Genomic DNA, 21,519 nt, shown 5'->3' with positions numbered 1-21,519 from the left:
CCCGCCGCTGGTCGCTTCGCTCCCCCATCACAGCCCCAGGGCCGTGGCGGTCTTGAGCACGTCCACCGGGACGGTGTGCGGCTGCGGGGCGGTGGAGACGGCCCAGTCGGGGTCCTTGAGCCCGTTGCCGGTGACGGTGCAGACGATCGTCTGTCCTCTTTCGACCCAGCCGGCTTCGGCCTGTTTGAGCAGGCCGGCCACCGAGGCGGCCGAGGCGAGTTCCACGAACACCCCTTCGGACCGGGCCAGGAGCATGTAGGCGGCGTGGATCTCGCGGTCGGTGGCGGCGATGATGTCGCCGTTCGACTCCTTCTTGGCGTCGAGCGCCTTGGTCCAGGAGGCGGGGTTGCCGATGCGGATCGCGGTGGCGATCGTCTGCGGGTGCTCCACGACGCGGCCGTCGACGATCGGGGCCGAGCCGGCGGCCTGGACGCCGAGCATCCGCGGCAGCTTCGTGGCGGCGCCCGCCTGGTGGTCCTCGTTGTAGCCGAGCCAGTAGGCGGTGATGTTGCCCGCGTTGCCGACCGGGAGGCAGTGGATGTCGGGGGCGTCGCCGAGGACCTGCACGACCTCGTACGCGGCGGTCTTCTGCCCGAGGATGCGGTTGTAGTTCAGGTGGTTGACGAGCGTCACCGGGTACTCGATCGCGAGCTTGTCGGCGATGGTGAGGCAGTCGTCGAAGTTGCCGTCGACCTGGAGGACCTTCGCGCCGTGCACGAGGGCCTGGGCGAGCTTGCCGAGCGCGATCTTCCCGGCCGGGATGAGCACCGCGCAGGTGATCCCGGCGCGGGCCGCGTAGGCCGCGGCCGACGCGGAGGTGTTGCCGGTGGAGGCGCAGATGACGGCCTTCGAGCCGTCCTCGACCGCCTTGGAGACCGCGAGCGTCATGCCGCGGTCCTTGAACGAGCCGGTCGGGTTGAGGCCCTCGATCTTGAGGTAGACGTCGCAGCCGGTCTTCGCCGACAGCGTCGGGGCGGGCAGCAGCGGCGTGCCGCCCTCCTGGAGGGTCACTACGGGGGTGGCGTCGGTGACCGGGAGCCGGTCGCGGAATTCCTCGATGAGGCCGCGCCACCCCTGTCGCCCGCTCGGCGACGCTTGCGAGCCGTAAACCGGCATGGCAGGTTCGGACATCGTGTCCTTACTCTCCTTCGACGCGCATGACGCTGGTGACTTGGTGCACCGAGGTCAGTTGCGTCAGTTCCTTCACGGTGTCCGACAGCTGCTTGTCGGCGGCCGTGTGGGTGACCACCACCAGCTGGGCGTCGTCGCCCCGGCCGGACTGGTGGACGGTGGCGAGGCTGACGCCGTGGTGGGCGAAGGTGGCCGCCACTCGCGCGAGCACGCCGGGCTCGTCGACGACGTCAAGGCTGACGTGGTAGCGGGTGCGGGCCTCGCCGATGGGTTTCACCGGCAGGTCCGAGTAGGCGGCCTCGGGCGGGAAGGCGGTGATCCCGCCGCGCTTGTTGCGCGCCACGGCCACGATATCGCCGAGCACGGCCGAGGCGGTCTCGGTGCCGCCGGCTCCCGCCCCGTAGAACATGAGGCGGCCGGCGGACTCGGCCTCGACGAACACGGCGTTGTAGGCGCCGTTGACGTTCGCGAGTGGATGGGTGGCCGGGATCATCGCCGGGTGGACGCGCACGGACACGCCGTCGGCCTCCCGGGTGGCGATGCACAGCGGCTTGACGACGCGGCCCTCGGCCGCGGCGGAGGCGATGTCGGTCGCGGAGATGCCGCGCAGCGGCTCGCGGTAGACGTCCTTGAGGTCCACGTGCGTGTGGAAGGCGAGCGAGGCGATGAGCGCGGCCTTCGCGGCCGCGTCGTAGTTGTCCACGTCGGCGGTCGGGTCGGCCTCGGCGTAGCCGAGGTCGGTGGCCTCCGCGAGGGCCTCCTCGAAGGAGGTGCCCTTCGTGCTCATCGCGGTGCAGATGAAGTTGGTGGTGCCGTTGACGATGCCGAGCACGCGGTTGATCTTGTCGCCGTGGAGCGACTCGCGCAGCGGGCGCATGAGCGGGATCGCCGCGGCGGCGGAGGCCTCGTAGTACAGGTCCGCGCCGCCGTCCTTGGCGGCGGCGGCCAGGGCCGGGCCGTCCTCGGCGAGCAGGGCCTTGTTCGCGGTCACGACCGACTTGCCCTGGCCGAGCGCGGTCAGGATCCAGGTGCGGGCGGGCTCGATGCCGCCGGCGACCTCGACCACGATGTCCACGTCGTCGCGCTTGACCAGGCCCAGCGCGTCGGTGGTGAACAGGGACTCGTCCACCGGCAGGTGCGAGCGGTCGCGGTCGATGCGGCGGACCGCGATCCCGACGATCTCGACCGGCTCGCCCACCCGGGCCGCCAGCTCCTCCCCGCGCGTTCGCATGAGGCGCACGACTTCACTGCCGACGGTGCCGCATCCGAGTAGCGCGAGTTTCATCGCTGGTGTCCTCTTTCCGATGGTGAAGGCCGCGTGGCTAGCCCAGGTCGAGTCGAAGCAGATCCTCGACGGTCTCCCGGGCCAGGATCACCCGCGCCTCGCCGTTGCGGACGGCGACGACCGGCGGGCGGGGCACGTGGTTGTAGTTCGAGCCCATGGAGCGGCAGTAGGCGCCGGTTCCAGGGACCGCGATCAGGTCTCCCGGCGCGATGTCGGCCGGCAGGAACTCATCTTTAACAACAATGTCGCCGGATTCGCAATGCTTTCCCACTACTCGGGCGAGCGCGGGCGTCGCAGTGGACGATCGCGAGGCGAGCGTCGCGGAGTAGGTCGCGTCGTAGAGCGCCGTGCGGATGTTGTCGCTGATGCCGCCGTCGACCGAGACGTACAGGCGCGAGGCGCCCGCAGACAGCGTCACGGGCTTGACCGTGCCGACCTCGTAGAGGGTGAACGTCGACGGTCCGACGATGCTGCGCCCTGGCTCGATGGACAGGCGCGGGACGTCGATGCTGGCGGCGGCGCACTCGCGGTCGACGATCCGGCGCAGCGCGGCGGCGATGACCGCGGGCGGCTGCGGGTCGTCCTGGGTCGTGTAGGCCATGCCGAAGCCGCCGCCGAGGTCGAGTTCGGCGAGCGTGATGTCGAGGTCGGTCTGGAGCTGGGCGTGGAGGCGGGCGACGCGGGCGGCGGAGACCTCGAACGCGGCGGTGTCGAAGATCTGGGAGCCGATGTGCGAGTGCAGTCCCAGGAGTTCGAGGTTGTCGGCGTGGGCCACGCGGCGGGCGGCCTCGTAGGCGTCGCCGTCGGCGAGCGAGAAGCCGAACTTCTGGTCCTCGTGCGCGGTCGCGATGTACTCGTGGGTGTGGGCCTCGACGCCGACGTTGACGCGAACCATCACCATGGGGCGCCTGCCGAGTTCCCCGGCGATCGTGTCGAGGCGCTCGATCTCCTGCAGGGAGTCGACGACGATGCGGCCGATGCCGATCTCGACGGCCTGGTGGAGTTCGGCGAGCGACTTGTTGTTGCCGTGCAGTCCCAGGCGGGCCGGGTCGAGCCCGGCCGCGAGGGCCACGGCGATCTCCCCGGCGGTGCAGACGTCGACGGAGAGTCCCTCTTCGGCGGCGGCGCGGAGCACGGCCTTGGAGCAGAAGGCCTTGGCGGCGTAGAACACGTCGGCGCCCTCGAAGGCCTCGGTCCAGGCGCGGCAGCGGGCGCGGAAGTCGTCCTCGTCGAACACGTACGCGGGCGTGCCGAACTCGGCGGCGAGCTTCTCGACCGAGAGGCCGCCGATGTGGAGCGTGCCGGCGGCGCGTTCGACGTTGGCGGGCCACAGGTCGGGGACCAGGGCGTTGACGTCCTCGGGCACGCCGAGCCAGGACGGGCGCAGGGAGGCGAAGTCGCCGTGCAGGGCACCGGCTTCGTGGGACATTACATACGCTCCGGGGCCGAGACGCCGAGCAGGCCGAGCGCGTTGGCGAGCACGACGCGGGTGGCGTCGGTGAGCCAGAGGCGGGCGACGTGCACGGGCGTGGTTTCCTCATCGGGGTACGGAAGGATGCGGAGGCCGGCGTTCTGGAACCGGTGCCAGGCGGCGGCCAGCTCCTCCGCGTACCGGGCGATGCGGTGCGGCTCGCGCAGTTCGGCGGCGGTGGCGACCACGGACGGGAACTCCGCGAGGACCTTGAGCAGGCCGGTCTCCTGGGGCTGGTTCAGCAGCGCGGCGTCGTAGCCGTCACCGCGCTCGACGCCGCGGTCGGCGGCGTTCCGAGCGATGCCGCAGGTCCGAGAATGCGCGTACTGCACGTAGTAGACCGGGTTGTCGTTCCCGTGCTTGGTCCACAGGTCGATGTCGATGTCGATCGTCGAGTCCGAGGAGTAGCGCGCGAGCACGTACCGGGCGGCGTCGACGCCGATGGCCTCCACGATGTCGTTGAGGGTGATGACGTTGCCGTAGCGCTTGGCCATGCGGACGGGCTGGCCGTCCTTGAGCAGGTTCACCATCTGGCCGATGAGGATCTCGAGCGTGCCCGGCTTGTCGCCGAAGGCCTGACTCATGGCCTGCATCCGACCGATGTAGCCGTGGTGGTCGGCGCCGAGCATGAGCACGAGCTTGTCGAAGCCGCGGTCGCGCTTGTCGAGGTAGTAGGCGCAGTCGGCGGCGAAGTAGGTCCATTCGCCGTTCGACTTCTTGAGCGCCCGGTCCTTGTCGTCGCCGAAGGTGGTGGTGCGCAGGAATACCGCGCCTTCGGACTCGAAGATATGGCCCTGCTGGTCGAGGCGCGCCAAGGCGGCGTCGAGCTCGCCCTTGTCGTGCAGGTCTTTTTCGTTGAAGTACACGTCGAAGTGCGTGCCGAAGTTGCCGAGGTCCGCCTTGATCTCGTCGAACATGAGCCCGACGCCGATCTCCCGGAAGACCTCTTTCGGGTCCTCGGATTCGAGCGCGTCGGGGCGCTGCTGGAGCACTTGCTGGGCGATCTCGCCGATGTACTCGCCGCCGTAGCCGTTCTCGGGGGTCGGCTCGCCCTTCGCGCTGGCGAGCAGCGAGGCGGCGAAGTTGGAGATCTGCACGCCGGCGTCGTTGAAGTAGTACTCGGCGGTGACCTTCGCGCCGGAAGAGCGCATGACCCGTGCCAGCGCGTCGCCCACGGCGGCCCAGCGGGTGCCGCCGACGTGGACCGGCCCGGTCGGGTTCGCGGACACGAACTCCAGGTTGATGTGGTGCCCGGCCATCGACCCGTTGTCGCCGTAGACGGGTCCGGCGGCGACGATCTTCCCGGCGATCTCGCCCGCGGCGGCCGCGTCCAGGGTGATGTTGAGGAAGCCCGGGCCGGCGATGTCGACCTTGGCGACGCCGTCGGTCGCCGCGAGGTTGCGGGCGATCTGCTCCGCCAGCGCCCGCGGGTTCGTCCCGGCCTTCTTGGCCGACTGGAGCGCGATGTTGGAGGCGTAGTCGCCGTGCTTGGGGTCCCTGGGTCGCTCGACCGCCGTATGGGCGGGCAGCACGGCGGCGTCGAGGCCGAGGGCCTCGAAGGCGGCGCGTGCGGCGGACAGCACTTTCTCTGCGAGCGTCTCAGGAGTCACCCGGTAATCGTAGACGCCGCGCTTCGCCGCCCGCGAGTGATAAACACCGTTGTGGCCAGTCACGTCGAAGCTTGCGAGATGTAGATGTGCTCAGTAGGTAGGTTGTCATTCGGAACCTCTACGGAAGGCCTCGAACATGCGCCCGCTTCGCCAACGCTGGACCGCCCTCGCCCCGATCCTCGCCCTCGCCGCGCTCGCGGCGTGCTCCTCGCCGGCGGATGACGCGGCCGAGGAGGGCGCCGCCGCCGCCGAGGGGTCGACGGAGGCCCCGGCGCCGCTCGAGGGCGTCGAGAGCTTCTACGGCGAGTACGGCGACTTCGTCACCGTGACGGCCGCGATCCAGGCGGGCGACGTCACCGCCGAGGAATTGGAGTACCCGGTCGTGGCGCAGCAGGAGCACGTCGACGCCGCCATGGGGTGGGACGGGACGAACCCCGAGTACGAGCTGAGCCCGCCGGTGGGCGGGAACCACCTGAGCGTGTGGCAGACGTGCAACGGCTCGGTCTACGACGCGCCGCTGGTGGAGGGCAACGCCGTCCACTCGATGGAGCACGGCGCGGTGTGGCTGACCTACGACCCGGAGCTGGTCGACCAGGCGCACGTCGACGCGCTGGCGCTGCTCATCGGGGGGCGCGACTACAGCCTGATGAGCCCCTATCCGGGGCAGGGCGTGGCGGTGTCGCTCCAGTCCTGGGGCAACCGCTACCAGACCGACGACCCGGCCGACGCGATGATCGAGGAGTACCTGGACGTCTACATCCTCAACGAGCGTTTCAACCCCGAGGCGATGGCGACCTGCTCGGGCGGGAACACCGCAACGGCGCCGTAGGTGCCATACCGGTGGTTTCGCGGCGCGCTCTAAGGAATCGTCCCAGCACGACCGGGTAAGGTGGCGTACGCGAGCGAGAATCACACCGGGCCCCCTCGGCTCCGCCCGCACTCATCCCGACGTCGACGAATAAGGCACTCTCCGCGAAATGGCATCCAAGAAGCAAACCGCCTCCAAGAGCGCCGGCAAGGGCTCTGGAAATGGCGCAGTCAAGGGCGACGACAAGTCAGAGGACCTGAAGTCCAACGCCAAGAAGTCCGCGGACTCCAAGTCCCAGGACTCCAAGGTCGAGGGCAAGAAGGCCGAGGCCGAGAAGGTCCAGGCCAAGTCCTCCAAGGCGACCTCGTCCGCTCGCAAGGACCGCAAGCCCGCCGGCAAGTCTTCCGCGACGACCACTCCCGCACGCAAGGGCCGCGCCGTTCAGGTGAAGCAGCCCAAGCCGTGGGGCCTGATCTGGACCTTCACGGGCGTCGGCGTCGTCGCGCTCGGTCTGATCGGCGCAGCGATCTTCGTCGTCTGGGACCGCAGCCAGCCGCCGGAGGGCATCACCGACTTCTACGGCGAATACGCCAACGTCACCGAGGCCAAGGCGGCGATCTCCGACGGGGAGATCACCGAGGAGGACCTCGAGAACCCCTGGGTCGTGCAGCAGACCCACGTCGACGGCGAGGACCCGACCGCGGTCCCCGAGTACGAGATCACCCCGCCGGCCGGCGGCAACCACCTGAGCCAGTGGCAGACCTGCACCGGCTCGGTCTACGACGCGCCGATCATCGACGGCAACGCGGTCCACTCCCTGGAGCACGGCGCCGTGTGGCTGACGTACGACGCGGCGCTCGTGGACGGCGACGGCGTCGACCGGCTGGCGAGCAAGATCGAGGGCCGCGACTACTCGCTGATGAGTCCGTACCAGGACCTCGGCGTGGCGGTCTCCGTGCAGGCCTGGGGCGTCCAGTACCAGACGAACGAGATCGACGACCCGAAGATCGACGAGTTCCTGGACTTCTACATCCAGAACGCCGACAACACCGCCGAAGCGAACGCGACGTGCACCGGCGGCATCGCCACCACCATCGCGGACCAGCAGGCCCCCACGGGCTGACGGCGGCGAACCTTTCGGGTTCGCACTCGTTAGGCATACGGGAAGCGCGGGCGCTTCGGGGAGCGCCCGCCGAGAGAGGACGACGAATGAGCCGCTTGTGGCGCAGGCCCGCAGTGCTGATCGCGATCACCGCGGTGCTCATGCTCGCCGCCGGCGTCGCGGTCGGCTGGGCGGCGAGCACCGCCGCCCCCGGCAACGACTCGGTCGAGGCCGGGTTCGCGCGGGACATGCAGACCCACCACCAGCAGGCCGTCGAGATGGCCATGTACGAGTGGCAGAACGGCTCGGACGCGGCGATGACGGCGATCGCGTACGACATCGCCACGTCGCAGAGCGCCGAGATCGGCATGTACCGCTCGTGGCTGCGCGACTGGGACGTCCGGCTCTCCAGCGGCGACCCGATGGCGTGGGCGGGTGAGGAGCACGCCCACGACTCGGAGTCCAGCGGCGGCCTCATGCCCGGCATGGCCACCGACGAGCAGATGGCGGAGTTCAAGACCCTCACCGGGTCCGACGCGGACATCATGTTCGCGGAGCTGATGATCGCCCACCACATCGGCGGCATCGACATGGCCAAGATCGCGCTCGAGCGCAGCGACAACGACCTCGTGGTCGACGCGGCGCAGCGCACGGTCGCCGTGCAGCAGTCCGACATCACCAACCTCCAAGGCCACCTCGACAACATCCTTTCCGCGGTCGAGGAGTAGGGAACCCGCTGTGAGCCACGACGAGTGGGGGCCGCGCTACGGCGACCCGTCGCACCCGACCACCGGGGAGCTCCCCCGGGTCGGGAACGGCCAGAGCACCGACGAGCTCCGCACGGTGCAGGTCGACACGGTCGCCGAGCCGCCGCGGCAGGAATCGCGCTCGCGGTACCGCTACAGCTGGGAGACCTCCGAGCCGCGGCAGGCGAGCGAGCCGCCCGGTGCCGAGTGGTCGGTGCCGCGCGTCGGGCGCGAGGGCTCGGCGCCGCGCATGCAGGAGTCGCCGCCGCGCTCCGGCCCGCAGCCGCCCGTCAGGCGCGACGACACGGCGCAGTTCGCGCGGGTCGGCGACGGCCTGCGCGGGTCGGTCGGACCGGTCTCGGTCCAGATCGACCACGTCCGCTTGGACGGCGGCACGTCCGGCGACACGCAACTGCTGCCGACGGCGTCGTTCATGCGCCCCAAGCCGGAGGAGATCCCCGACGCGGTCGAGGCGCCGCAGCCGGAGCCGGGCACCGGTTCGATGCCGGCCATGCGCCGCCAGATGGGCCCGGACTGGACCCAGACGCCCCTGCGCCTCCTCGCGGCGGCCGTGGTCGCGACCGCGGTCCTGGGCGCCTCCGCGGCCAGCCTCATCTCCATCGGCAACTGGATCAATCCCTGAGTTCACCCGTTTGTCGCACCCTCGCGGGACGATGGAGGGGACGAGAGGGGATGGGCATGCCGACCTGGGAAGAAGTCGTACAGATCGCGAAGCGGTTCCCTGAGGTGGAGGAGACCACCAGCTGGCAGTCGCCGTCGCTCAAGGTCAAGGGCAAGTTCTTCGCGCGGCTGCGCACCGAGGCCGAAGGGGGCCTTGCGATCGTGTGCGATCCGGGAGAGAAGGCCGCGCTGCTGGCCTCCAAGGACCCGGCGTACTACACGACCGCGCACTACGACGGCTACCCGATGATCCTGGTGGACTTGGACAAGGTCGTCCCCGAACGCCTGGAAGAGCTCATCGAGGACGCGTGGCTCCTCAAGGCGCCGGTGCGGGTGCGCCGGGCGTACGAGGAGCAGGAGTCGACATAGCGGGGAGGGCCCCGGCCGCGGTGCGGTCGGGGCCCTCGCTCTGCTTGCGTTGCTTAGACGATGATGCCGGCGCCCACGGTGCGGTTGTCGGCCTCGTCGATGATGATGAAGCCCCCGGTGGCCCTGTTGCGGCGGTAGTCGTCGCACAGGAGCGGCTTGGTGGTGCGCAGGGTGACGCGCCCGATCTCGTTGAGCCCCAGTTCGTTGACGGTCTCGTCGCGGTGGAGCGTGTTGACGTCCAGCTGGTACTGCACGTCCTTGACGATCGCGCGGACGTCGCTGGTGGTGTGCTTGACGGCGTACTTGCCGCGCACCCGCAGCGGCCGGGCCTCGTCCATCCAGCAGACCATCGCCTCGATGTCCTGCGAGACGCGCGGCTGGTTCCCGGGGCGGCACAGCATGTCGCCGCGGGAGACGTCCAGCTCGTCCTCCAGGCGCACCGTCACGCTCAAGGGCGGGAAGGCCTCCTCGAGCGGACCGTCGGCGGTCTCGATCGAGGCGATGCGCGAGGTGAACCCGCTGGGCAGCACGGTGATCTCGTCGCCGGGCTTCATGACGCCCGAGGCGATCTGGCCCGCGTAGCCGCGGTAGTCGTGGTTGTCGCTGGAGTGCGGCCGGATCACGTGCTGGACCGGGAAGCGCACGTCCACGAGGTTGCGGTCCGAGGCGATGTGGACCTTCTCCAGGTGGTGGAGCAGGCTCGTGCCCTGGAACCACGGCATGTTCTCGGAGCGGTTGACGACGTTGTCGCCCTTGAGCGCCGAGATCGGGATGACGGTCAGGTCGGGCACTTCGAGCTTGGTCGCGAACGCCTTGAACTCGTTCTCGATCTTCTTGAAGACCGCCTCGTCGTAGTCGACGAGGTCCATCTTGTTGACGCACAGGACCATGTGCGGCACCCGCAGCAGCGAGCACAGGAACGCGTGGCGCCGCGACTGCTCGACCAGGCCCTTGCGGGCGTCGACGAGGATCAGCGCCAGGTCGGCGGTCGAGGCGCCGGTGACCATGTTGCGCGTGTACTGGATGTGCCCGGGCGTGTCCGCGATGATGAACTTGCGCTCGGGCGTGGAGAAGTACCGGTACGCGACGTCGATCGTGATGCCCTGCTCGCGCTCCGAGCGGAGCCCGTCGGTCAGCAGGGCGAGGTCGGTGTACTCGTCGCCGCGGCCGGCGCTGACGGCCTCGACGGCGTCCCACTGGTCGTCGAAGAGCGCCTTGGAGTCGAACAGGAGGCGCCCGATGAGGGTCGACTTGCCGTCGTCCACCGAACCGGCCGTGGCGAAGCGCAGCAGCTCGTGCGTGTCCTCGCGGGGCGACATGGTGTCCGTCATCAGAAGTAGCCTTCCCGTTTGCGGTCTTCCATCGCGGCCTCGGACGTCTTGTCGTCGCCGCGCGTCGCGCCGCGCTCGGTGATGCGGCTGACCTCGACCTCGGCGATGATCTCGGCGATCGTGGACGCCTCCGACCGCACGCCGGCGGTCAGGTTCGCGTCGCCGACGGTGCGGTAGCGGACGGTCTCCTTGAAGACCCGCTCGCCCTCGCGCACCTTGATGAACTCGTTGACGGCGTAGAGCATCCCGCCGCGGTCCACGACCTCGCGCTCGGAGGCGAAGTACACCTCGGGCAGCGGGATGTCCTCGGAGCCGATGTAGCGCCACACGTCGAGCTCGGTCCAGTTCGACAGCGGGAACACGCGGATCTGCTCGCCGGGGTGGACCCGGCCGTTGTACAGGTTCCACAGCTCGGGCCGCTGGTTCTTGGGGTCCCACTGGCCGAAGTCGTCGCGGAAGGAGAACACGCGCTCCTTGGCGCGGGCCTTCTCCTCGTCGCGGCGGGCGCCGCCGAAGAGGGCGTCGAACTGGTACTTCTCGGCCGCCTCCAGGAGCACCGGCGTCTGGATGCGGTTGCGGGTGCCGTCCGGCGGCTCGGTGACCATGCCGCGGTCGATCGCGTCCTGGACGGAGGCGACGATGAGCTGCACCCCGGTCTCGGCCACGCGGTTGTCGCGGTACTCGATGACCTCGGCGAAGTTCTGGCCGGTGTCGACGTGCATGACCGGGAACGGGATCGGCGCCGGCGCGAAGGCCTTCTGCGCCAGGTGCAGCATGACGATGCTGTCCTTGCCGCCGGAGAAGAGGAGCACGGGGCGCTGACAGGTGGCCGCGACTTCACGGAAGATGAAGATCGCCTCGGCCTCCAATGCGGCCAGATGACTGATGCGGTAGTCGCTCACCGGCGCAAAGCTCCTCTCAGGTCGACCCCGTTCGGGGTAGCGGTTCGTAATCGCGGTCCGGCTTCGGACCGGTGGTCAGTGCGTGCCGCGGATCGCGTCCAGCAGCGGCTCGGCCAGATCCGGGCGACAGACCAGCAGGTCCGGCAGATACGGGTCGGCGTTGTTGTACCGCAGCGGGCTGCCGTCGATCCGGCTGGCGTGCCAGTCCGAGGCGAGGGCCACCCCGACGGGGGCGGCCGAGTCCCACTCGAACTGCCCGCCGGAGTGCACGTAGGCGTCCACGGTACCGGCGACCACGGCCATGACCTTGGCGCCGGCCGAGCCCATGGGCACGAGTTCGGCGCCGAGCGCGGCCGCTGCGGCCGTCGCCTCGGCGGGGGGCCGGGTGCGGGAGACCGCGATCCGCGGCGGTGCGGACCGGGCTTCGGGGACGTCGTACAGGAGGTCGCTGCGCAGGGTCACGCCCTCGGCGGGGAGTGCGACGGCCGCGGCGGTGAGGCCCAGGCCCCGCTGCCACAGGGCGACGTGCACGGCCCAGTCGTCGCGGCCCTCCTCGGAGAACTCGCGGGTGCCGTCGAGCGGGTCGATGATCCAGACGCGGTCGGCGCCGAGGCGCTCGGTGCCGACGCGGCCCTGCTCGCCCTTGCCCTCCTCGGAGAGGACGGCGTCGCCGGGCCGCTCGGCGGCGAGGCGCCCGAGCAGGTAGTCGTCGGCCAGCCGGTCCCCGGCGTCCTTGAGGGCGCGCCGGTCGGCGAAGCCGAGTTCGGCCCGCAGCTTGACGAGCAGCTCCCCCGCACCGGCCGCGAGCTCGGCGGCCAGACCGACGTCGAAGGCCGAGGCGGCCGCGGACGTGGCGGTGGGGACTCCGATCGAGGACGCGGAGTCGGGGGTCGGATGCATGCCGGTCAGTCTACGCTGCGGCCCTACGCCGTCCAAATGTTGAGCGGCGCCATCCCGCAAAATGGGAGCGACTCCCGAGTTCGATGTCATGCGCACCTTCCACTGTCTGACCCCCGGGGCATCGTTGAAGCCGGGGGCGTCTCCACCGCGACACACCCGGCCTCGTGGGCCGGAGCCGCGCGAATTGTCGGACCTTCGCGTCATCGTTGATCCGGGGGCGCCGCCGACGCGGCGCACCCGACCCCGGGGGACGGCCGCGGCCTCAGTAGGCCCCGTTGGGCCGGAGGATCGCCGACACCGTGCGCAGCAGGATCACGAAGTCGAGCGACAGGTTCCAGTGCTCGACGTAGCGCAGGTCGAGGCGCACGGCCTCCTCCCACGGCAGGTCCGAGCGGCCCGAGACCTGCCACAGGCCGGTCATGCCGGGCTTGACGGCGAGGCGGCGGCGCATGTCGCTCTCGTAGGCGGCGACCTCGACCGCGAGCGGCGGGCGTGGGCCGACCAGGCTCATGTCGCCGCGCAGCACGTTGACCAGCTGCGGGAACTCGTCGATCGAGAAGCGGCGCAGGTACTTTCCGACGCCGGTGATGCGCGGGTCGTCCTTCATCTTGAACAGGACGCCGTCGCCCTCGTTGAGGTGCGCGATGGCGGCGAGGCGGCGTTCGGCGTCCAGGTGCATGGTGCGGAACTTCCAGATGGTGAACGGCTCGCCGTCCTTGCCGATGCGCTCCTGCTTGAACAGGGCCGGTCCGGCCGAGGTGCCGCGGATGAGCAGGGCCGCCCCGAGCAGCAGCGGCGAGAGCGCCAGCAGGAGCGCGGCGGCGCCGACCCGGTCGACGACCTCCTTCGCGATGCGGCGCACGCCGGTGAGCCGGGCGTGGTCGAGGTGGAGCATCGGCAGGCCGTCGACGGGCCGGATGGTGGTGCGGTCGCCGGCGACGTCGACGAGCGCGGAGGCGACGATGAGGTCGACCTCGCTGCGTTCGAGCTTCCAGGCCAGGCGCCGCAGGGCGGTGCCGTCGATCTCGGGGCAGGACAGGACGATCACGGTGTCGGCGCGCTCGGCGGTGACGGCCGCGCCGATGCGGTCGAAGCTGCCGCGCACGCGGGTGTCGAAGTCCAGCAGGGCGCCTTGGGGCCGCTCGGTCGGCAGACAGGCCGCGACGACCTTGAGGCCGTGGTAGTGCTCGCGGCGCAGCTGCACGATCAGCGCGGCCACGGAGCTCTCGTGGCCCACCAGGACCACGCGCTTCATGCAGCGCCCGCCCTTGCGCATCCCGTGCAGCCACTTGCGCCACGCGAAGCGCGCGACGATGGAGACCGATGCGGCCGTGGGGATCGCGATGAGGACGAACACGCGCGAGGTCGGCAGTTCGAGTCCGTAGGAGATGATCGCCACCGCCGCGGTGAGCGCGACCGCGGCGTGCACGACGCGCTGGTACTCCTCGGTGCCCACGAACAGGTACCGCTTCTCGAAGGCCCGCGAGAGCCCGAGTACGGCGACCCACACGGCCGGCAGCGCGATGAGCGCCAGCGCGTAGACGCGGCTGTGCTGGTCGAGGTGTCCGAAGCGGGCCAGGAACGCCAGGCCCGCGCCGAGGAGTCCGCCGGCGATGTCGGAGCCGATGATCCCGGCGAAGTACTTGCGCTGCCAGGCGGGCGGCCCGGCATAGGGCCGAGTCCCTTGGGGAGTGATGGAGTAGACGCGACCCCGCTCGGGGGCGGCCGGTCCGCTCGTCTGGAATCCCGGCGCTACTGGTGCTGTCTCGACCGCTGTCACAACCGATCTAACGATCGAATGGACAATGGGTGACGGGTTTGTCACGCTGCGGAGTGCACGAAGCACGGTCCACTGTCGTGGAACCGTGCGAAGGACTTGCGGCGGAAGAGAAGAGCGGCGGACTATTCGGTGGGGGCGTTGATGACGTTCTGCGCCATCACGAAGCCCTTCTCGATGATCGCCTCGACCGCGTCGGCGGCCAGTTCGATGTTGAGGTCGACTTCGGGCCGTTCGGCTTTCGCGAAGTCCTTGAGGACGTAGTCGGCGGCGTCCTGGCGGCCGGGCGGTCGCCCGACGCCGAAGCGGACCCGGGCGTAGTCCTTGGTGCCCAGGACCTTCGTGAGGGAGCGCAGGCCGTTGTGGCCGCCTTCGCCGCCGCCGCGCTTGATGCGGATCTGGCCGAAGGGGATGTCGAGCTCGTCGTGGACGGCGATCACCGATTCGGGCGGGATCCCGAAGTACTGGGCGAGCGGCCCGACGGACTCGCCGGAGAGGTTCATGAACGTCATGGGCTTGACGAGGATGACGCGAGGCCCGCCTACCCCCAGGCGGGCCTCGCAGACTTCGGCGCGGGCCTTGCGGGCCACGGCGAAACGACCGCCGATGCGCTTCGCGAGCGCGTCGACGACCATGAAACCGACATTGTGGCGGTTCGCGGCGTATTTCGGCCCGGGGTTGCCCAGGCCTGCCACGAGCGTCGGGGTGTCGGTCATGTCTTGTTCCGATCCTACTCGGCGGCTTCGCCCTCGGACTCGCCCTCTTCGTCCTCGACCTCGCCGCGCGGCTCGCTGACGGCGGCCAGGACCTGGTCGCCGTCGGTGAGGACGACGATGCCCTCGGGGACCTCGATCTCGCGCACGTAGCGCTGCGAGCCGATGGCCAGGCCCTCGATGCTCACCTCGATGGACTCGGGGATGTGCGTGGCCTCGGCCTCGACGGAGAGGGTGTTGAGCTCGTGGACGACCAGGCCGCCCTTCTCCGCCTCGCCGACGAAGGAGATCGGGATGTCGGTGGTGATGGTCTCGCCGCTCTTGACGATGATGAGGTCCGCGTGGACGATGTCGTCGCGGATCGGGTCGCGCTGGATGTCCTTGGGGATCACCAGGACGCGGGAACCGTCGGACACCTCTACGCTGATGAGCTGGTTCGCGCCGCCCTTGCGGATGGCGGCTGCGAGGTCGAGCGCGGGAAGGGAGATGTGGCTCGGCTTCTCGCCGTGGCCGTAGACCACCGCGGGAACTTTTCCAGCCCTGCGCGTACGGCGGGCACCGCCCTTCCCGAAGTCAGTGCGGGGCTCTGCGCTGATACGAACTTCGGACACGGAAATACTCCCCTGTTTTTTAGCAACATTTCATGCGGCGCTCGACGCTCACGTCGGCATTCAGAAGGGCACGGCAGCCCTGAAAAGACCTACGCCTTTGCGTCGATTACGGCGCCCTCTGGAGGACACCCTCGCCGTCGGCAACCCCACCAGAGTACTACGCGCGTCGGATCGGGCTTGACACGGGCATCGATATGTGACAAAGGCCAGTCCCGGGGGTCAGGTCCTAAGAGAGGCCGCCGAACAGGGTCGTGACGGACCCGTCGTTGAAGACCTCCCAGATGGCCTTCGCGACGAGCGGCGCGATGGAGAGGGTGGTGATCTTGTCGAGGTCCTGCGCCTCCTTGGGGAGCGGCAGGGTGTTGGTCACGATGACTTCGCTGACGGGGGCGGCGGCGAGGCGCTCGACGGCGGGGCCGGACATGATCGCGTGCGTGGAGGCGATGACGATGTCCTCGACGCCGGACTCGTGGAGCATCTCGGCCGCGGAGCATATGGTGCCCGCGGTGTCGATCATGTCGTCGATGAGCAGGCAGGTGCGCCCTTCGACGTCGCCGACGACCTTGTGCGCGACGACCTGGTTGGGCTTGAGCGGGTCGCGGGTCTTGTGCACGAAGGCGATCGGGCAGCCGCCGAGGCGGTCGGACCAGCGCTCGGCGAGGCGCACGCGCCCGGTGTCGGGCGAGACGATGGCCATCGGGCGGTCGGCGTACTTCTCCTCGACGTAGCGGGCGAGGATGCCCATGGCGAAGAGGTGGTCGACGGGGCCGTCGAAGAAGCCCTGGATCTGGGCGGTGTGGAGGTCGACGGTGAGGATGCGGTCGGCGCCGGCGGTCTTGAGCAGGTCGGCCATGAGGCGCGCGGAGATGGGCTCGCGGCCGCGGTGCTTCTTGTCCTGCCGGGCGTAGGGGTAGAACGGGAGCACGACGGTGATGCGCTTGGCGGAGCCGCGCTTGAGCGCGTCGATCATGATGAGGGTCTCCATGACCCACTCGTTGATCGGCGCGGGCATGGACTGGACGACGAAGGCGTCGCAGCCGCGGACGGACTCCTGGTACCGGACGAAGAGCTCCCCGTTCGCGAACGAGTAGGCGCTCATCGGGGTCGGCGCGACCCCGAGGTGCTTGCCGATCTCCTCCGCCAGTTCCGGATAAGCGCGCCCGGAGAACAGCATGAGCATCTTGGAGTTGGAAGCGGACATGCTCGCCATGGTGATGGTTCCCCCATAGGTCGTCTCACCTGAACCTCGACGGTTCCAGTGTCCCCTGCCCGGCTCGGGAGCGCGAGGGGACCGGGGCGTTTAGTGTCGCGTCACGCTTCGGACACTCCCGCCTCACCTTTCGCTCGCTTTGCTGCTTTATCGGAGACGGTTCCGGGGCGCTTCCTGGCGACCCATCCGTCGAGCGAGGCCTGGCGGGCGCGGGCGACGCCGAGGTCGCCGGGTTCGACGTCCTTGACGATGGTGGAGCCGGCGCCGATGTAGGCGCCGTCGCCGACCGAGACGGGGGCGACCAGGACGGTGTCGCAGCCGATGAAGGCGGCCTCGCCGATCTCGGTGTGGTGCTTGTGCACGCCGTCGTAGTTGGCGGTGATGACGCCGCAGCCGATGTTGGCGTCGGCGCCGACGGTGGCGTCGCCGAGGTAGGCGAGGTGGTTGGCCTTGGCGCCGGCGCCGATCTCGGCGTTCTTGGTCTCGACGAACGCGCCGATCTTGGCCCGCTCGGCGAGCTTGGAGGCCGGGCGCAGGTGCGCGAAGGGGCCGACGTGGGCGTTCTCGCCGATGGTGGCCTGGTCCGCGTGGGAGCGGACGACGACCGCGCCGGAGCGGACGATGGTGTCGGTGAGGGTGGTGTCGGGGCCGATCTCGGCGCCAGCGTCCACGGCGGTGGCGCCCTTGAGCTGGACGCCGGGGTGGATGAGCACGTCGGGGGCGACCTTGGCGGTGGCGTCGATCCAGGTGGTCTCGGGGTCCTCCATGGTGACCCCGGACTTCATCAGCTCGGTGTTGATGCGCTGCTGGAGGATGCGGCGCAGGGCGGCGAGCTGGGCGCGGTCGTTGCAGCCGAGGACCTCGGTGGGGTCGTCGACGACGACGGCGCCGACGGCGTGCCCGGCCTCGCGGGAGAGCTCGAGCACGTCGGTGAGGTAGAGCTCGCCCTGGTCGTTGGCGGTGCTGAGCTTGCCGAGCTGTTCGCGCAGGACGTCGGCGTCGAAGGCGTAGATCGCGGAGTTGACCTCCTGGATCGCGCGCTCCTCGGGGTCGGCGTCGCGGTGCTCGACGATGCGCAGGACCGAGCCGTCGCCGTCGCGGACGATGCGGCCCAGGCCGTGGGGGTCCTCGACGATCGCGGTCAGGACGGTGACGGCGTTACCGGTCTTCTCGTGGACCTCGACGAGCTCGGCGAGCGTGTCGGAGCGCAGGAGCGGGGTGTCGCCGGCGGCGACGAGGACGCTCCCGGTGAGGTCGGGGTTGGCCTCCATGGCGACGCGGACGGCGTGGCCGGTGCCGAGCTGCCGGTCCTGGAAGACGGTGGCGACCTTGGGGGCGACCTCGTCGAGGTGGGCGCGGACCTGGTCGGCGGCGGCGCCGACGACCACGATCTGGCGCTCGGGCCCGATGGACTTCACGCTGCGGAGGACGTGGCCGACCAGCGAGCGGCCGAGCAGCTCGTGGAGGACTTTGGGTTTGGCGGACTTCATGCGGGTGCCCAGGCCAGCGGCCAGGATGATCGCCGAACGCTCACTGCTCATGATGGGCCATGGTAGTCGGTGGCGGCGAGGTGAACGGGCCGGGCCACCGTCGCGGCCCGGAATCGACGCATTACCGAATCGTTACGAATGGAACACGCTATCCATCGCCTCGAGACTTGTGCGACCTTCGTCACGCATCATATGTTGCAGTCAACAACAAATCTCGGAGGTACCTCTCATGCACCTTCTCAGCAGCCATCGTCCCACCAGATCCACGACCCGCGCCGCCCTCGGCGCGACCGCCGCCGCGGCACTGGCCCTCACCCTCACCGCCTGCGGCCAGGATGACGGCGGAGGCGGTGACGGCGACACCCCCCTCATCGGCGTCATCCTCCCCGACTCGGCCTCGTCCGACCGGTGGGAGACCGCCGACCGCAAGTACCTCGAAGAGGCCTTCGAGGCCGCCGGGGTCGACTACGACATCCAGAACGCCCAGGGCAGCCGCGAGGACTTCCAGACCATCGCCGACCAGATGCTCACCAACGGCGTCGACGTCCTGGTCACCGTCAACCTCGACTCCGGCACCGGCAAGACCGTGATCGAGAAGGCCAAGTCCCAGGGCGTGGCCACCATCGACTACGACCGCCTCACCGAGGACGGCGGCGCCGACTACTACGTCAGCTTCGACAACGAGCAGGTCGGCGTCTTCCAGGGCGAGGGCCTCGCGGCCTGCCTCGAAGGGGCCACCACCCCGCTCGTCGCCGAGCTCAACGGCTCCCCCACCGACAACAACGCGACCCTGTTCAAGAACGGCTACGACTCGGTCCTCCAGCCGCTCTACGACGCCGGGACGTTCGAGAAGGGCCCCGACGAGTGGGTCCCCGACTGGGACAACGCCCAGGGCGGCACGCTGTTCGAGCAGATGCTCACCGACACCGGCGCCGAGATCGACGGGGTCCTGGCCGCCAACGACGACCTCGCCCACGCCGTGATCACCGTCCTCCAGCGCAACAACCTCAACGGCACCGTCCCGGTCACCGGCCAGGACGCCACCATCCAGGGCCTGCAGAACATCCTCACCGGCGACCAGTGCATGACCGTCTACAAGCCCGTGAAGCAGGAGGCCGACGCCGCCGCCGAACTGGCCATCGCCCTGGCGAACGGCGAGGAGCCCACCACCGACCAGAGCGTGATCGACCCGATCAGCGGCGACGAGGTCCCGTCCGTGCTCCTGGAGTCCATCTCCGTCAACATCGAGAACATCCAGGCCGTCGTCGACGACGGCTACGCCGACCCGGCCGAACTGTGCGCCGGCGACTACGCGGCCCTGTGCACCGAGCACGGGATCGGTTAGGGGCATAACACGGTGCTGCTCGAACTCACCGGCATCTCGAAGCGCTTCGGACCGGTGGAGGTCCTCTCCGACGTCGATCTCGCGATCGACGCCGGAGAGGTCTGCGCCCTGGTCGGCGACAACGGCGCAGGGAAGTCCACTCTGGTCAAATGCGTGGCCGGCATCCACGACATCGACGGCGGCGAAGTCCGCGTCGACGGCAAGGTGCGTGCCATCTCGAGTCCCCGCGACGCCGCCGCGCTCGGCATCGAGGTCGTCTACCAGGACCTCGCCCTGTGCGACAACCTCGACGTGGTCGAGAACATCTTCCTCGGCCGCGAGAAGCGCCGCGGCCTCCTCCTCGACGACGACGCCATGGAGCAGCTCACCGCCGAGACCCTCCAGTCGCTCTCGGTGCGGACCATCCGCAACCTCCGCCAACCCGTCGCCAGCCTCTCGGGCGGGCAGCGCCAGACCGTCGCCATCGCCAAGGCGGTCCTGTGGAACTCCCGGCTCGTCATCCTCGACGAGCCCACCGCCGCACTCGGCGTGGCCCAGACCAGGCAGGTGCTCGAACTCATCAGGCGCCTCGCCGACCAGGGCCTGGCCGTCCTCTACATCTCCCACAACCTCAACGACGTCTTCGCCGTGGCCGACCGGATCGCCGCGCTCTACCTGGGGCGCATGGCCGCCGTGCTCGACGCGGCCGACACGACCCAGTCGCAGGTCGTCGAGCTGATCACCAGCGGCCGCTCCGGCCAGCTGGGCCTCATCGACCAGAACGGAGTCCGGCCGTGACCGCAGACGTCCAAAAGCCCCCCGCGGCCCCGCCCGAGCCGACCGCGACCCGCGCCGTGCTCGAGCACGCCAAGTCCTACTGGGCCGAAGTCCGCTCCGGCGAGGTCGGCGCGCTCCCGGCCGTCGCCGGGATCATCGCGCTGTGCGTGTTCTTCGGCCTGTCCCGGCCCGTGTTCCTGTCGGTCGGGAACCTCGCGAACCTCTTCGGGCAGGGCGCGGCCGTCGCCTGCATCGCGATGGGCCTCGTGTTCGTCCTCATCCTCGGCGAGATCGACCTCTCGGCCGGGTTCGCCTCGGGCGTGTGCGCCTCGGTCATGGCGGTCATCCTCACCGATTGGGGGATGCCGTGGCCGCTCGCGATCGGCGCGGCCATCGCCACCGGCGTGGTCATCGGGCTCCTGCTGGGGACGCTCGTCGTCAAACTCGGCATCCCCTCGTTCGTGGTCACGCTCGCGGCGTTCCTGGCCTTCCAGGGGATCGTGCTCATGATCCTCGACGAGGGCAGCAACATCTCGATCAACAACGAGACCGTCAAGACCATCGCGGGCGGGAACCTGGAGCGCTGGCAGGGCTGGGCGCTGCTGGTCCTCACCGTCGCGGCCTACGCGGCGATCCAGCTGCAGCGCTGGCGCCGCAGGGTCGCCCGCTCGCTCGTGCACGAGCCGCTCGCGGTGGTCGTCGCGCGCGTCACCGCGCTCGCGGCGCTGCTGACCGCGACGGTGTTCCTGCTCAACCTGGAGCGGTCGGCGAACCCGCAGATCATCTCCCTCACGGGCGTGCCCGTGGTGGTGGCGCTCCTCGGGGCGCTCTTCGCGGTGTGGACGTTCGTCTTGCACCGCACCAGGTTCGGACGCCACCTCTACGCGGTGGGCGGCAACGCCGAGGCCGCCGTGCGCGCGGGCGTCAACGTCGACCGGGTCCGCATCGCCGCGTTCGTCATCTGCTCGGGCATGGCCGCCGTCGGCGGCGTCGTGGCCGCCTCCCGCGCGGCCTCGGTGGACCCCAACACCGGAGGGTCCAATGTGCTGCTGCTTTCCGTGGGTGCCGCGGTCATCGGCGGTGCTAGCCTCTTCGGTGGCAAGGGGACTGTGCGGGCCGCTTTGCTGGGAGGAGCGGTGGTGGCGATCATCAACAACGGCATGGGCCTCATGGGCCTGAGCGCCGGGGTGCGGTTCGGCGTGACCGGCGCGGTCCTGCTGCTCGCGGCGGGCGTCGACGCCATGTCGCGGGGCCGGGGCAAGCTGTTCGGCAGGCACTGAC

20 protein-coding genes are annotated in these 21,519 nt (G+C 69.9%); 8 read left to right on the top strand and 12 right to left on the bottom strand.

Going from position 1 to position 21,519, the window contains the following annotated elements; translation table 11 throughout:
* Positions 1-27: 27 nt before the first annotated feature.
* Genes thrC through argS form a run of 4 tightly spaced genes read right to left on the bottom strand, consistent with a single transcriptional unit; the run spans position 28 to position 5,497 of the window.
* A complete protein-coding gene (gene thrC, locus BLQ63_RS06970) occupies positions 28-1,131 on the bottom strand; it encodes a threonine synthase (protein WP_245680877.1) in 1,104 nt (367 codons plus the stop codon).
* A gap of 7 nt (positions 1,132-1,138) precedes the next feature.
* Positions 1,139-2,416: a homoserine dehydrogenase gene (locus BLQ63_RS06965; RefSeq protein WP_091030797.1), complete on the bottom strand. Its 1,278-nt coding sequence runs from the start codon at positions 2,414-2,416 to the stop codon at positions 1,139-1,141.
* A 37-nt stretch (positions 2,417-2,453) separates the two neighbouring features.
* Positions 2,454-3,845: a diaminopimelate decarboxylase gene (gene lysA, locus BLQ63_RS06960; protein WP_091030796.1), complete on the bottom strand. Its 1,392-nt coding sequence runs from the start codon at positions 3,843-3,845 to the stop codon at positions 2,454-2,456.
* Positions 3,845-5,497, bottom strand: coding sequence for an arginine--tRNA ligase (gene argS, locus BLQ63_RS06955; protein ID WP_091030793.1), 1,653 nt, complete (start codon positions 5,495-5,497; stop codon positions 3,845-3,847). The genes lysA and argS overlap by 1 nt, the downstream gene beginning before the upstream one ends.
* A gap of 136 nt (positions 5,498-5,633) precedes the next feature.
* Between argS and BLQ63_RS06950 the strand changes: the two genes are divergently transcribed.
* From BLQ63_RS06950 to BLQ63_RS06930, 5 genes are all read left to right on the top strand, one after another.
* Positions 5,634-6,326: a thioredoxin-like domain-containing protein gene (locus BLQ63_RS06950; RefSeq protein WP_091030790.1), complete on the top strand. Its 693-nt coding sequence runs from the start codon at positions 5,634-5,636 to the stop codon at positions 6,324-6,326.
* A 148-nt stretch (positions 6,327-6,474) separates the two neighbouring features.
* Positions 6,475-7,428 (top strand): DUF3105 domain-containing protein, encoded by a 954-nt coding sequence (locus BLQ63_RS06945; RefSeq protein ID WP_091030788.1) that lies wholly within the window; start codon positions 6,475-6,477, stop codon positions 7,426-7,428.
* Positions 7,429-7,514: 86 nt separating this feature from the next.
* Positions 7,515-8,135 carry a DUF305 domain-containing protein gene (locus tag BLQ63_RS06940; RefSeq protein ID WP_091030784.1) on the top strand — a complete coding sequence of 207 codons (621 nt, stop codon included), beginning with the start codon at positions 7,515-7,517 and terminating at the stop codon, positions 8,133-8,135.
* A gap of 10 nt (positions 8,136-8,145) precedes the next feature.
* The gene (locus BLQ63_RS06935; RefSeq protein ID WP_091030781.1) at positions 8,146-8,796 is read left to right on the top strand and encodes a hypothetical protein; all 651 of its coding nucleotides are present in this window, start codon (positions 8,146-8,148) and stop codon (positions 8,794-8,796) included.
* Between the two features lie 56 nt (positions 8,797-8,852).
* Positions 8,853-9,203, top strand: coding sequence for an MmcQ/YjbR family DNA-binding protein (locus BLQ63_RS06930; protein WP_218125105.1), 351 nt, complete (start codon positions 8,853-8,855; stop codon positions 9,201-9,203).
* Between the two features lie 53 nt (positions 9,204-9,256).
* On the opposite strand, the gene BLQ63_RS06925 is transcribed toward BLQ63_RS06930, so the two are convergent.
* The 8 genes from BLQ63_RS06925 to glmU form a co-directional block, all read right to left on the bottom strand.
* Complete coding sequence (locus BLQ63_RS06925) at positions 9,257-10,534, bottom strand: sulfate adenylyltransferase subunit 1 (RefSeq protein ID WP_091030774.1); 1,278 nt, start codon at positions 10,532-10,534, stop codon at positions 9,257-9,259.
* A complete protein-coding gene (gene cysD, locus BLQ63_RS06920; protein WP_091030770.1) occupies positions 10,534-11,436 on the bottom strand; it encodes a sulfate adenylyltransferase subunit CysD in 903 nt (300 codons plus the stop codon). Before cysD ends, BLQ63_RS06925 begins: the two co-directional genes overlap by 1 nt.
* 75 nt (positions 11,437-11,511) lie before the next feature.
* Positions 11,512-12,336, bottom strand: a complete 825-nt coding sequence (locus BLQ63_RS06915; RefSeq protein WP_091030767.1) for a 3'(2'),5'-bisphosphate nucleotidase CysQ — start codon at positions 12,334-12,336, stop codon at positions 11,512-11,514.
* Positions 12,337-12,598: 262 nt separating this feature from the next.
* Entirely contained in the window at positions 12,599-14,116 is a 1,518-nt protein-coding gene (locus tag BLQ63_RS06910) for a sugar transferase (protein ID WP_245680876.1), read from the bottom strand.
* Between the two features lie 122 nt (positions 14,117-14,238).
* On the bottom strand, positions 14,239-14,829 hold the full coding sequence (gene pth / locus BLQ63_RS06905) for an aminoacyl-tRNA hydrolase (RefSeq protein ID WP_091030764.1): 591 nt from the start codon (positions 14,827-14,829) through the stop codon (positions 14,239-14,241).
* A 14-nt stretch (positions 14,830-14,843) separates the two neighbouring features.
* Positions 14,844-15,437: a 50S ribosomal protein L25/general stress protein Ctc gene (locus BLQ63_RS06900; RefSeq protein ID WP_091030762.1), complete on the bottom strand. Its 594-nt coding sequence runs from the start codon at positions 15,435-15,437 to the stop codon at positions 14,844-14,846.
* Positions 15,438-15,663: 226 nt separating this feature from the next.
* A complete protein-coding gene (locus tag BLQ63_RS06895) occupies positions 15,664-16,647 on the bottom strand; it encodes a ribose-phosphate diphosphokinase (RefSeq protein WP_091030759.1) in 984 nt (327 codons plus the stop codon).
* Positions 16,648-16,748: 101 nt separating this feature from the next.
* Positions 16,749-18,188 (bottom strand): bifunctional UDP-N-acetylglucosamine diphosphorylase/glucosamine-1-phosphate N-acetyltransferase GlmU, encoded by a 1,440-nt coding sequence (gene glmU / locus BLQ63_RS06890; RefSeq protein ID WP_091030757.1) that lies wholly within the window; start codon positions 18,186-18,188, stop codon positions 16,749-16,751.
* A gap of 178 nt (positions 18,189-18,366) precedes the next feature.
* Here glmU and BLQ63_RS06885 point away from each other — a divergent pair, with 178 nt between their 5' ends.
* The 3 genes from BLQ63_RS06885 to BLQ63_RS06875 are packed head-to-tail and all read left to right on the top strand — an operon-like array spanning position 18,367 to position 21,518.
* Positions 18,367-19,482, top strand: a complete 1,116-nt coding sequence (locus BLQ63_RS06885; protein ID WP_091030753.1) for a sugar ABC transporter substrate-binding protein — start codon at positions 18,367-18,369, stop codon at positions 19,480-19,482.
* A 12-nt stretch (positions 19,483-19,494) separates the two neighbouring features.
* The gene (locus BLQ63_RS06880; protein ID WP_091030750.1) at positions 19,495-20,259 is read left to right on the top strand and encodes an ATP-binding cassette domain-containing protein; all 765 of its coding nucleotides are present in this window, start codon (positions 19,495-19,497) and stop codon (positions 20,257-20,259) included.
* Positions 20,256-21,518, top strand: coding sequence for a sugar ABC transporter permease (locus BLQ63_RS06875; protein WP_091030747.1), 1,263 nt, complete (start codon positions 20,256-20,258; stop codon positions 21,516-21,518). Before BLQ63_RS06880 ends, BLQ63_RS06875 begins: the two co-directional genes overlap by 4 nt.
* The last annotated feature ends 1 nt before the right edge of the window (position 21,519 follow it).

It is taken from the genome of Glycomyces harbinensis (assembly GCF_900101745.1).
Lineage (GTDB): Bacteria > Actinomycetota > Actinomycetes > Mycobacteriales > Micromonosporaceae > Glycomyces > Glycomyces harbinensis.
Note: the sequence above shows the minus strand (reverse complement) of the source record. Positions and strands in the feature narration are given on the sequence as shown.